Source organism: Mucilaginibacter pineti (assembly GCF_900101875.1).
In the GTDB taxonomy this organism is placed as follows: domain Bacteria; phylum Bacteroidota; class Bacteroidia; order Sphingobacteriales; family Sphingobacteriaceae; genus Mucilaginibacter; species Mucilaginibacter pineti.
The window spans coordinates 958,812-972,126 of the sequence record NZ_FNAI01000001.1 but is presented as its reverse complement, the minus strand read 5'-3'; the positions used below and the strand labels follow the sequence as shown (position 1 = coordinate 972,126).

General features: G+C 42.7%; 9 protein-coding genes. All 9 read left to right on the top strand.

Going from position 1 to position 13,315, the window contains the following annotated elements:
• Window positions 1-172: 172 nt before the first annotated feature.
• Complete coding sequence (locus tag BLS59_RS03855; protein WP_091144565.1) at window positions 173-3,295, top strand: SusC/RagA family TonB-linked outer membrane protein; 3,123 nt, start codon at window positions 173-175, stop codon at window positions 3,293-3,295.
• An 18-nt stretch (window positions 3,296-3,313) separates the two neighbouring features.
• The gene (locus tag BLS59_RS03850) at window positions 3,314-4,825 is read left to right on the top strand and encodes a RagB/SusD family nutrient uptake outer membrane protein (RefSeq protein WP_091144562.1); all 1,512 of its coding nucleotides are present in this window, start codon (window positions 3,314-3,316) and stop codon (window positions 4,823-4,825) included.
• A 9-nt stretch (window positions 4,826-4,834) separates the two neighbouring features.
• Window positions 4,835-5,866 carry a glycoside hydrolase family 53 protein gene (locus tag BLS59_RS03845; RefSeq protein WP_091144557.1) on the top strand — a complete coding sequence of 344 codons (1,032 nt, stop codon included), beginning with the start codon at window positions 4,835-4,837 and terminating at the stop codon, window positions 5,864-5,866.
• Between the two features lie 46 nt (window positions 5,867-5,912).
• Window positions 5,913-6,929, top strand: a complete 1,017-nt coding sequence (locus tag BLS59_RS03840) for a glycoside hydrolase family 53 protein (RefSeq protein ID WP_091144554.1) — start codon at window positions 5,913-5,915, stop codon at window positions 6,927-6,929.
• 12 nt (window positions 6,930-6,941) lie between these two features.
• Window positions 6,942-9,284, top strand: a complete 2,343-nt coding sequence (locus BLS59_RS03835; RefSeq protein ID WP_091144551.1) for a glycoside hydrolase family 2 protein — start codon at window positions 6,942-6,944, stop codon at window positions 9,282-9,284.
• A 251-nt stretch (window positions 9,285-9,535) separates the two neighbouring features.
• Window positions 9,536-10,546, top strand: a complete 1,011-nt coding sequence (locus tag BLS59_RS03830; protein ID WP_091144547.1) for a beta-propeller domain-containing protein — start codon at window positions 9,536-9,538, stop codon at window positions 10,544-10,546.
• 27 nt (window positions 10,547-10,573) lie between these two features.
• Window positions 10,574-11,401, top strand: coding sequence for an SGNH/GDSL hydrolase family protein (locus BLS59_RS03825; RefSeq protein WP_091144544.1), 828 nt, complete (start codon window positions 10,574-10,576; stop codon window positions 11,399-11,401).
• Between the two features lie 145 nt (window positions 11,402-11,546).
• The gene (locus BLS59_RS03820) at window positions 11,547-12,584 is read left to right on the top strand and encodes a sensor histidine kinase (RefSeq protein ID WP_162842550.1); all 1,038 of its coding nucleotides are present in this window, start codon (window positions 11,547-11,549) and stop codon (window positions 12,582-12,584) included.
• Window positions 12,581-13,288 (top strand): LytR/AlgR family response regulator transcription factor, encoded by a 708-nt coding sequence (locus tag BLS59_RS03815; protein ID WP_240315143.1) that lies wholly within the window; start codon window positions 12,581-12,583, stop codon window positions 13,286-13,288. The genes BLS59_RS03820 and BLS59_RS03815 overlap by 4 nt, the downstream gene beginning before the upstream one ends.
• Window positions 13,289-13,315: the final 27 nt, after the last annotated feature.

The following is a 13,315-nucleotide window of genomic DNA, read 5'->3' as shown; positions in this document are numbered from 1 at the left end:
TATTAAGTAAGTTAAATTCCTGTTTAGCTGCAATAAAATAACAGTTTGAACCAAAAGTATAATGATTTGGACAAGCCGTTTTCTGTTTTATAGCTGTCATTTGTACAATAAACCAACGGCTTTTTCTTTCAACCGGGATAAGGCTTTTTTCAAACCAATTAAACTTATACATATGCAAAATGTTACTTTCCATTTTTGGAGAAGATTTTGTTGGCTGGCTTTTACGCTGCTTACATTATCCATCTCTGGTGTTTACGCCCAGCAAACCGTTACCGGAACGGTAACCGCTAAGGAGGATGGCAACACCATACCCGGCATTGCGGTGCTTGTTAAAGGAACCCAGCAGGGAACCGCTACCGATGCTACAGGGAAATTCTCTATTAAAGCAGCTAACGGTGCAGTGCTTGTATTTAGCGGCATCGGTTATGACACACACGAAGTTATTATTACGGGCAACGTAGCAAACGTCGTTTTAGAAAGCAAACAAAACGGACTCAACGAGGTGGTGGTTATTGGCTACGGTACAACTACCCGCCAAAACATTACCACTGCCGTAACCAAGGTTGATCCTAAAAAGATCCCGCAGGCAGCTAATAACTCTATCCCTCAATTGCTGTTTGGTCGTGCTTCGGGTTTGCAGGTTTCGCAGGGGAGTTCGCAGCCGGGTGGTAATATTAACCTTTCTATCAGGGGCAGGGGCAACCCATTGTACGTAGTAGATGGTGTTATTTTTCCGGGCGATGCCCTTGAGCCCGGTAATGGCACCATTGCCGGCGAAACCAACGGTGTAAGTCGTGGTGGTTTGGCAGGTTTAAATCCCGAGGATGTTGAATCTATTGAAGTGTTGAAAGATGCAAGTGCTGCCATTTACGGGGTAAATGCAGCTAATGGCGTTATCCTCATCACAACTAAAAAGGGGAAATCTGGTAGGTTAAATATTACTTACAGCGGTAGCTATTCTTTTGAAAAAAACTATCCGTACCTGCAGCCGCTTAAAGCTAACCAGTACGAAACATTGTACAATCAGTTGATAACTGACCAGTATCTGGGTGGGCAACCTACGCCGCAGCAGCCATACGGCTCGGCCCCGCAATCTGGTGTACCGGCGCCAAAATATTCCGATGCTGCTATCGCGGCAGCTGGTAATGGCACTAACTGGCTTGGGCAGATCTTCAGGACAGGCAACATCAACAACCATCAGATAAACATAAACGGTGGCAGCGAAAAGGCGACCTATTATTTCTCCGGCGGTTATTATAATGAAGAAGGCACATTAAAAGGCGCAGGCTTAAACAAATATACCGGCAGGGCTAATTTATCATTCATGCCTGCCAAATTCCTAACACTTAATGCCAACTTTACAGGCAATACCAATAGCTACCTCAACTCATCATCAGGCGGGCAAACAGGAGGCTCGGGTACGCAGGGTTTTGGTATCATACAGGCCGCGCTGGGTTATCCCGCCAACGTGCCGGTACGCGATGCGAATGGCAACTACACCCGTTACGGCGTTATAGCCAACCCGGTATCACTGCTTGATGTGCAGGATAATACCAGTTACCATTCCCTAAATGCAAATTTATCTGCCGATTTAAAAGTTATCCCCGGCGTTTTGGCTGGTCATCTTTTATTTGGTGATAATTACGAAGCGGCTAACCGTACCTTTTTTGTACCAAGCACGGTTTTCTATTTTTCGCAAAATCTGTCAAGGGCTTCACTCAACTATAACAACCGCGAGAATCAGACTTTAGAAGCTACGGTAACCTACAAAAAAGATGTAACAAGCTTCTTAAATATAGATGCGGTTGCAGGTGCAGGGCAATATAAAACTACCTATAATTCTTTCGGTAGCCAGGGAGCCGGTGGTGCCGATGCTATAGGTGCAACCAACTTGGCTGCCGAAACGTCAAACATTGGTATCACTTCATTTAAAAGTGCAACTACTTTAAGATCATACTTTGCGCGTGGTTCATTTAATTTTCTTGATCGTTACCTGCTAAGTGTGAGTTATCGTTATGATGGTTTTAGTTTGTTTTTTCCTGAAAATAAATATGCCTCATTCCCTTCCGCATCTGTTGGCTGGAAGATCAGCAATGAATCATTCATGAAGAACCTTACATTTATAGATCAGTTAAAGCTAAGGGGAAGTATAGGTATCACCGGAAATACCATCGGCGGAAACGCGGCTTACGGAGGTTATGCGCCTGATGGTAATGTTATTTTCTTTAACAATGGCGGCAGCAATTATGTAACCATATCGCGCTATGGTATTGACCACCCCGAATTGAAATGGCAAAAAACGATAAACAAAAATATTGGTCTTGATTTTGGCTTTTTCAAAGGGCGGGTAAGCGGATCGGTTGACGTGTTTAAAGATGATATCACAAATTTGCTTGGTAATACTACAACAGCACCTTTATCTTATCTGCCAACGCAGCCGGTTAATGGCGGCCACCAGTACAGGCAGGGGTATGATTTTTCCATAAGCACACAAAATGTAAAGCTTAATGATTTTAGCTGGAATTCAACTATCAACGTTTCTCACTTCACTTACAAATGGAAAAGCAGGTTTGTATATGATTACCTGTATTCCTTTAGAGACGTAACCTACCAGGCCGTTAATGATCCGGTTAATGAGATCTATTATTTTAAAACCAATGGCTTATTACAAGTAGGCCAAACGGTGCCGGCTTGGCAGCCTACAACAGGTGGTGCCAGTTTACCAGGCTCGCCTTTATATGTGGATAAAGATGGCGACGGAAAACTTACCGGCAGCGATATCTACAAGCTTAATCCCGATCCTAAAATCAGCATGGGCTTTGGTAACGATTTTCACTACAAACAATTCGACCTGAGCATTTTCTTTTATAGCCAGTTTGGTGGTAAATCAATTAATTACAATAATGCCTGGGGCGATCCTGTAAGCATAGCATCAAGTACCCAAAGCGGTACCATACAGGCCCTTAACGTTTGGACATCAGTTAACCAAAGCGGAACAAGACCAAGTGTAAATTATATTGAAAATGCAACCGGCCTGCCGCAAGGAACGGATATTAACTTGGTAAGTACCAATTTTGTACGCTGCCGCAATCTTACATTGGGTTACACCATTAATTCGCCATGGATCAACAAGTTCGCTAAATCCATTCGTGTTTTTGCCGATGCGCAAAACCTGTTCATTATTACCAAATACAAAGGGGTAGACCCCGAGGTGAGCTACGCCAGTGTTAAAGGTGGTTATGCCCCGTACCCAATGTTCAGGACGTTTTCTTTTGGCTTAAAGGCCGGCTTTTAATTTCAAACAGCAATCAACATGAAAAAAATTATAACCATATGTTTAATAGCTGCTGCGGTAACCGTAAGCAGTTGTAAAAAAGGGTTGGAGCCGCAAATTTACGGCTCGCTGTCAACCACCAATTTTCCTAAAACCGAGGTCGATTTTGTAAACTATGTTACGGAGGTTTATAAACCATTTCAATCTAAATGGGGGTATAATGACCCCGCCGGGTACCAGAACGACTGGTTTAGCCCGGAGTACGGCGATATCATGATGTTTGATTACCCTACAGATGAATTAAACATCTGGACAGGCTGGGGGGGAATCTTCACCCAGTTTAGCACAGCCAACTTTGCTTTTTTGGCTAATCAGGGTACAGGTAATAATCATTTTGAAAAAATAAGGTTCATCACTCGCATCACCCAGATCATTGATGATATCGAAAAATCAACCATCAGCGATGATGCTAAAAAGGAATTAACTGCCGAAGCCCGTATGTCGCGCGGATGGAATATGTATTTCCTGCTGCAATTGTATGGTCCGGTGCCGGTGTTGTTGGATGCCAGTAAGATAAATACCAATGCCGAAACTGATTTAAGCCGCCCAACGCGCGATGTCTTTTTAGCATCCATAGTTAGCGATTTAACTTATGCGGCTGCTAACCTGCCAAAAACGCCGTCAGACTATGGTCGTTTTAACCAGGCAATTGCCCTTACGGTTTTAATGCGTACCTATATGAACGAAAAGGATTTTGTTAATGCCGAAAAAACAGGCAGACAGATCATGACAATGGGTTATGCGCTGGTTAATGATTACGCCAGTTTATTTAACGAATCGACAGAAAAAAATACCGAAACCATGTGGGCTGTATCCTGTATCCCCGATCAGGATGGTAACGAAAATCATGGCAGTTTTAACCCTTGGGATTTTTATACCTATCCTAAAGATTATCCGGGCAACCGTGTAAAAGATTCTTTTGCTGGCGGCGATGCGCCTATATCATGCACCTGGGCGTTTTATAACTCGTTTGACGCGGCAGATAAAAGAAGAAACCTGTTAATAGCAAGCTATACCAATAAAAGCGGCGATTTGCGCAACCAGGCCAATGGCTTATCCGGGCCGGTAGTTGCTAAATACCCAGACTTGGGCGGCGCATCATTAAATGCTTACCAGGGTAATGATATTCCCAAAGCCCGTTTAGGCGATGTAATGCTGATGCTCGCCGAAGCTATTAACCAAAATAGTGGTCCAACCAACGAAGCGGTAGGCCTGGTTAATCAGGTGCGTTTACAACACGGTGGTGCCGCCATAGGCGAGGTGCCTGCAGCTGCAAAAACAGATAAGCAAACATTTGATGCGTGGATATTGAAAGAAGAGGGCTGGGAAACCTACTTTGAAGGTTACCGTAAAATGGACCTGGTAAGGCATGGTGCATGGCAAACTGCGCTTGCAACTGTTGGTAAAACTGCAGGGCCATATTTGTTCCCGGTGCCTACTTATGAAATTACTGCCAGTAAAGGTAAGCTAAGTCAAACAGAAGGTTATTAACTTGCAACTATGAAAGGCAAAAACGCTTATTGGGTTTTGGCGCTGCTGCTGTGGGCAGGGTGTAAAAAGGATGGTACCAAAACCACAATTACTACAGATACTACTAAAACCAACACATCGGCCCTTGTAAAAGGGGCCGATGTAAGCTGGCTTACACAAATGGAGGCATCGGGTGTTAAATTTTATAATAACGATGGTGTGGCACAGGATTGCATGCAATTGTTGAAAGACAAAGGCATGAACGCCATAAGGCTAAGGGCATGGGTAAACCCCGCCGATGGATGGTGTAATACCGATGATGTCGTAGCCAAAGCCGTTCGTGCCCAAAAGCTGGGGATGAAAATAATGATCGATCTGCATTATAGTGATACCTGGGCCGACCCAGGTAAACAACCGAAACCCGCTGCCTGGCAAAGTTTAGATTTTGCGGGGTTAAAAACCGCTGTAAGCACTTACACTGTATCGGTAATGAACGCTCTCAAAGCAAAAGGCATAACACCCGATTGGGTACAGGTTGGTAACGAAACCAACGACGGGATGCTTTGGGAAGATGGCCGGGCTTCCAAAAATATGGCAGCTTATGCCGCTTTAGTAAACAGCGGTTACGATGCCGTAAAATCGGTAAGCAGTAGTACCAAAGTAATTGTGCATTTGGCCAATGGGTATGATAATGCAGTATTCAGGTGGATGTTTGACGGATTAAAGGCCAACCGCGCAAAATGGGATATTATAGGCATGTCGTTATATCCAACGGTAGACAACTGGCAATCATACAATGAGCAATGCCTGGCTAATATGAATGATATGTTTAGCAGGTACGGGTCGCCGGTAATGATAGTTGAGGTGGGGATGGCGGCAAATGAAGGTACTGTTTGCAAAGCTTTTTTAACTGATTTGTTAGTAAAAGTAAGTACCGTTAAGGCGGCACAGGGTTTAGGTGTTTTTTATTGGGAACCCGAAGCTTATAACTGGCAGGGTTATGGTCTTGGCGCTTTTGATAATTCGGGCAGGCCAACTGTTGCGTTGGATGCGTTTAAGTAATCCAATCAAGTTCTTTAAAATATTAATAACAAGTAATATATAAAAAATGAAAATAAGCTTAAGCAGATCAATATACCTGGTAATTGGTTTAATAACAATTGGCGCATTATCGGCCTATAAATTTTCAGATAATGCGGCGCCTATTAAATTCAAACAAATCCTTGGTGCCGATATCTCTTTTATTCCGCAATTGGAAAGCGAGGGGCACAAGTTTTATGATAATGGGGTAAGTAAAGACCCTTTCCAGATCTTAAAAGATCATGGTTTTAACTATGTGCGGCTGCGCATCTTCAATAATCCCAAAGCCGATAGCGGTTATTCTGCAAAAGACTATTGCGGCCTGGAGGATACCAAAAAGATGGCCCTGCGTATAAAGGCTGCCGGCATGGGTTTTCTGCTCGATTTTCATTACAGTGATACCTGGGCCGACCCCGGCAAACAATATAAACCTGCCGCCTGGAAAATGCTCAATAACCAACAATTGCAGGATTCAATAAAGGCATTTACCATACTTACTTTAAATACCTTAAAAAAACAAGGCACACTGCCCAATATGGTACAGGTGGGCAACGAAATTAACCACGGCATTTTATGGCCCGACGGCAGGCTTAAAAACCTGGACACGCTTGCCGGCTTTTTAAAGGCGGGCATTAGCGGCGTACGATCCGTTAGCAGCAACATCCGCATTATGCTGCACATTGCCTGCGGCGGCCAAAATGCCGAGTCGCGATATTTTTTGGATAACATGTTAAAGCGGGGTGTGGATTTTGATATCATAGGTGAATCTTATTATCCCGAATGGCATGGTACACCCGATAGCCTGAAGAAAAACCTTACCGACCTCAATACCCGTTACAAACAGGATGTAATGGTAGCCGAATACTCGCAGCACAAACGCGAGGTGAATGATATTGCGCTATCGCTGCCCGGCAATAAAGTTAAAGGCTCATTTATATGGGAGCCATTTAGCTGGGGCGAAACCTTTGTTGACAAACAAGGGAACACCAACGATCATATAAAAACTTATACCAACATCAGTAAAGACTATCACATTAGTCAGTAACATCCTTTTTAAATGAAGAAATTTTTCCTGATATTCCTTGTTGTCTTTGGCGCGGCTATAGCCAAAGCCCAAAGCAATAAAACAAGTTCGACGACGCTGTTCAACAATAACTGGCAGTTTATAAAAGATGCCGATACTACCATCAACCAGCAGCTTTTTAGCCCTGGTAACAATGGTAATTCATGGCAGCAAATTAGTCTGCCTCATACTGTCAATATAGAGCCGGTTATAAAAACGGCCCAGCAATGGCAGGGGATTAGTTTTTATCGCAAGTTTTTTACACTTGATAAAAGTGATGCGGGTAAGCATATAGCTATCCGCATAGATGCCGCCATGAACCTGGCCGACGTTTATTTGAACGGCAAATACCTGCTCACGCATAAAGGCGGTTACCTGCCTATCTACATTGATATTACCGGCAAGGCGTTATATGGAAAAGAAAATTGCCTGCTCATCAGGCTCAATAATCACGACGACCTTACTATCCCGCCTGGCAAACCCATAAAAGACCTCGACTTTAATTTTTATAGTGGAATTTACCGTAACGCCTGGCTTATCAAAGAAAATAAGATCTACATAACCGATGCCGTTGATGCCAATAAGGTAAACGGGGGAGGTGTACTATTGCATTACAGTAATGTAACAGCCGCTAAAGCGCAGTTAAACATTAGCGTACAAGTGAAAAACGATTTACCACTGAAACAGCAACTGCAATTGAAAGCCACTTTATATGATCCGGCAGGAAAAACGGTGGGCTCGGTTGTTGCCGCTGCTTCAGCTATAAATTCAAAAGGTGTGGTTTCTTTGCAGCAAACGTTGGAAGTTGCTGCTCCCGCGTTATGGTCGCCGGCACACCCGCAGTTATATAAGGTGGTTGTGCAGATCTTAAATAATGGAAAGGTGCTTGATGCTGTTGTTACCGAAACTGGCATCAGGGAAATTGCTTTTAAAAATGATGGATTTTACCTTAATGGCAGTAAATATGTATTGCGCGGCACCAATCGCCACCAGGAATATCCTTATATAGGTTACGCTTTATCGGACAATGCCCAATACCGCGATGCCTATAAAATAAAACAGGCGGGGTATGATTTTGTGCGATGTTCGCATTATCCGCCATCGACGGCTTTTTTGGATGCTTGTGATCAGTTGGGTATTTTTGTGATGGATTCTACCCCCGGCTGGCAGTTTTTTGGCAATGAGGTTTTCCAGAAGAACAGCCTGCAAAATATAACCGATATGATCCATCGGGACAGGAACCACCCCTCAATTATTTTATGGGAGGCGTCGCTTAATGAAACAGATATGAAGCGCGATTATATGGAAAAGGCCCATGCCATTGTCCATAAAGAATTGCCTTACCCCGATACTTATACCTGCGGTTGGATGGATGCCGTTTATGATGTATTTATTCCCGCGCGGCAGCATGCCAAAGCTCCCGATTACTGGAAAAAGTTTAACAGCAAACCCATCTTGATAGCCGAATATGGCGATTGGGAATATTACGCCCAAAACGCCGGCTTTAACCAAACCCAATATAAGGACCTTACCGACGAGGAAAAAACATCCCGTCAGTTACGCAGCGATGGTGAAAAACGGATGCTGCAACAGGCTGCAAATTTTCAGGAAGCACATAACGATAACCTTACCGGGAACCTTACTGGTGATGCTGCCTGGCTTATGTTTGATTATAAACGAGGCTACGCGCCGGATATTGAATCGTCGGGTATTATGGATATTTTCAGGTTACCTAAATTTGTATACTACTTTTACCAAAGTCAGCGCGATGCCTCCGAAAGTAAACCGATGGTATTTATAGCTAACTATTGGAATAGCAACGCCACAAAAAGCGTTAAGGTTTATAGCAATTGTGATGAAGTTGAACTGTTTTTAAACGGCCAATCCATAGGCAAACAAAGCCCTGATACAGGTAAAATGAATAATAACCTGAAACACGCCCCTTTTACTTTTAACGTGGCCTATCAGCCGGGTACTATTACCGCAAAGGGATATATAAAAGGTAAACTGGTTGAATCTGCTGAAAGCAAGACTCCATTAAAAGCTTATGCCATAAAACTAACTGTTGATTACAGTGGCAAAAAATTGGATATTGGAAAAGGCGACGTTGTGTTTATTTATGCCTCAGTAGTTGATAAAAACGGAACTGTTATCCCCGATGCAAAACAAGAGATCGCATTAGACTTATCAGGTAAAGGTGAAATAGTTGGCGAACAAAAAATGAACGCCGATGCCGGAACAGCAGCTTTTTTAATTAAAACAAAAGAAAACGCCGGTAAAATCAAACTATCCGCATCGGCTGATAGTTTGATTCCTGCTGTTCAGTTGATTAACTAATTTTAGCGGCGGATGTTATTAGCAGCATATTGAACAACTCCCGAGGTGTTGCACAATCATTGCCAACTTGTACATTATTACTATAAATATGCATGATTGTGCAATCGCCGAAACCATTATTAAGCGTTATTTGAGTAAATATCAACAGGGAAATAACACCCTGCCGTTAGCCAATTATATAAGCGAAAATATTTAGCTTAGGTAAATAGATCAGCAGGAATTACCATCCCAGTTGATTAAAAAAAACTCAAATGAAAAATATATCAACCCCCGGTTTATACGAATATCACCGTGTTAAACTTGCAGTCGTTATAACGCTCTTGTTGTCGATAGGAGCAGGTAAGCAATTACTCGCGCAAACGGTTGCTGCTGCGCCCGATGTACTGCCTGGGAAAGGTCTTAAACAGTATGATTTCTTTTTTGCGGGTGAGGGGAAGGTCCGTAATATGTACATTGTGCGTAACGGCAAAATAACCTGGTCATACATAGATACCACAGGCAAAGGTGAAATCAGCGATGCTGTATTGATGGCCAACGGAAACGTGCTGTTTGCTCATCAGTTTGGGGTTACTTTAATTAACAAAGACAAAAAAGTGCTTTGGAATTACGATGCCCCCGAAGGTTTTGAAACTCATACCGCCCAGCTCATTGGCGATGATCATGTGGTATTTGTTCAAAATGGTAATCCTGCCAAGGTTTTTGTAATGAATATTAAAACCAATGCGGTTGAAAAGGAATTTGTACTGCCTTTTAAAAGTGGTACGCATGGGCAAATAAGGCATGCGCGGCTAACCCAGGCTGGCACGCTGCTGATAGCGCATATGGATTTGGGGAAAGTTAATGAATACGATATTAACGGCAAGCTGCTTTCATCTATAGATGTACCCAGTGTTTGGTCGGCAGTACCGTTAAGCAACGGGAATATTTTGGTAGCCAGCAATCAAAATTTTGTGAGGGAAATTGGTAAAGATGGGCATTTGGTGTGGGATTGCCCGTTAACGGCTATCCCCGGATATAAAATAACCGACCCGCAAATAGCTGTTCGCCTTTCAAACGGCAATACGCTTATCAACAACTGGTTTAATCAATGGAACAAAAAGCTTGATACCAGCAACGCCCCGGTACAGGCTATAGAGATAACGCCTGATAAAAAGATCGTATGGGCGTTACGTGCATGGGAACTCGGGCCGGCAACAACATTTCAATTGCTTAAGAATCCTGCTTATAACTACCAGGAGGTTCATTTTGGCGATATTAAATAGTTATAACTTTTTACGTTAATTGTACCCATGAGAAAATCATTACTACTGCTGATCAGTTTAACCTTACTCACCGCGTTTTCGCCAAGGAAAGAACTTACCTGGGTGGCCATCGGCGATTCGATTACCTACCACAATGGCAAACCCGAGGCCACAAAAAACCGGATCACAAAAGGCTATATGGACGATGTGGTTGAAAAATTACCTTACATACATTTTACCAACCAGGGTTATGGCGGCTGGACAGCAAAAAGTATTGCAGATAACATAGATAAACTGGGCATTGAAAAGGCCGACATCTACTCGGTGTTTTTGGGTACAAATGACTGGTGGACCGCTTTACCTATAGGTACGATGGCTGATTATGAAAATAACACTGGCAACGCAACGGCCTATGGGGCCTACCGTACAATCGTTAACAAGATTCGTAGCCTTAACAGCGAGGCTGAAATCATTCTGATAACACCTATGCAACGCACGGATTTTGTTGATGTAAACAATTATTCGAGCATTATATATGGCTGTTATAAGGAGAAAAACGGCCATTTCTTGTCCGAATATGCCGATGCGGTTAAGAATATCGCCAAAAAAGAAAATTTTAAGCTGGTCGATCTTTATTATAAAAGTGGGATCACTATAAAAAATGCAGTTAAGTACCGCCGTTTAAAAGATCCCAAAACCGGCGAATATAAAAACTATACTTATCCCGATTATGTTGGCATTCCTTATAACCCCAAAATCGATGATTATCCATACCCGGCAGATGCCATGAACATGACCTATGATGGTCTTCATCCATCAGATAAAGGCCATGCCATAATAGCCAATATGCTGGTTAAAATAATGAAGAGGTTCTAAGGCTTAAGTTAATATATGTTAAATTGTAACTTATTGAATATTGGCACGCTAATTAAGATAGCCAAAAACGGCTGTTTAATCGGCACATATTGCCCGTTTATCTATAACATTAAGCATTGGGTGTTAAATGGCTTACCTTAGCTATATGTTTACGCGCATACGGCCTGCTTTAATTGAAATAAGTATTCACCTGTTATTTTGGGCGCTCATTATTTTCACGCCCATTATATCCCGGCCAGATATGCGTGGCATGCCACAGCCATTTTATTCGCCCTGGCATGTGGTGATTTTTAATCTTGTTTTGGCGTCGGAGTTTTATTTAAATGCTTTTCTGCTTATCCCATTCGTATTAAAGAAAAATATCGGGCTTTATTTTTTGTCGGTTATAGCATCGTTTGTTGTTTTTAATGTGATATTGATATATAACCATAAGGTCAATGGTTTCGGTCCGTTAATAATTCGTGGTGCAAATAAATTTGTTTATCCGCCAACCCCAAGATTTGTACTATTCCCGCTTTTATCTATTACAGCTGGCAGCTTCGCCTATCATTACCTGGCCGATCAATTTAAATCCCTGAACAAGAAGCGCGATATTGCCAATGCGTCGCTTATATCCGAACTGGCTTTTCTGCGGTCGCAAATTAGTCCGCATTTTATATTTAATGTGATAAACAGTGCGGTTGCCTTGTCACGCCTAAATCCTGCTATGGTTGAGCCTACGCTGATACAATTATCTCGCTTGCTGCGTTATATGCTGTATGTTACTGATGCTGAGATGGTAACGTTACAAAGTAAGGATGAGTACCTGCGCAGTTATATTGAGTTGCAACAACTGCGTTTTCGTGATCAGGTTGAAATAACTTTTATTTCGGATATTAAATACCCCGAAAAAACGATAGAACCCATGCTGCTGATCCCTTTTGTAGAGAATGCGTTTAAGCATGGTACCGGCGATATTGAAAAGCCCAGCATAGCCGTTACGTTATTTGCTGATGATAAGTACCTGCGGTTTAGCGTGCAAAACATTTACAATGATTCGGATGTGCATAAAGACCCGGCATCGGGCATTGGTTTAACCAATGTTAAGCGCAGACTTGAGCTTTTGTACCCCGGCAAGCATAATTTACATATCGACAAAAGAGAGAACGCTTACATGGTGTTGCTGCAATTGGAACTTAAATGATGAAAGTCCTTATTATTGATGATGAGCCTTTAGCGCTTGACCTGCTGGAGGATAGCCTAAAGCATGTGAACACCATGCAAATAATGGCCCGCTGCCGCAATGCCGGTGAAGCTATTATAGAGCTGCAAAAACAGCCGATAGACTTGATATTCAGTGATATTTACATGCCCGGCATTAATGGCTTGCAGCTGATAAAAAGCCTTACCCAGCGCCCTATGGTGATATTTGTAACCGCTTATGAAAAATTTGCGGTTGACGGCTTTGAACTTGATGTAGTTGATTACCTGGTAAAGCCCGTTCCGTTAGACAGGTTTTTAAGAGCCTGTCATAAGGCGCTTGATTTGTTTGAACTGCGGAAAAGACATGTACCGCAACCCGTTGTTAAAAACTATTTCTTTTTGCACGCTGATTATAACCTGGTTAAAATAAGTTTCGACCAGATAGAATATATTGAAGGATTAAAGGATTATATTAAAGTGCACTTCATTAATCAGCAGCAAAAGCCGGTACTATCGCGCATTAGTCTTAAAGCAGTTGAGCTGCAATTACCGGCCGATCAGTTTTTTAGGGTGCATAAATCTTACCTGGTTAATTTGCAGCATGTAACCCAGATGCGCCGCGGTCGTATTAAATTGGTAAATATTGAAGTTCCGCTAAGTGACAGCTACCGCGATGTTATTAACAGGATGATAGGCACACCTTAGGGCCGCTACACATACGCAAGCTTGGGC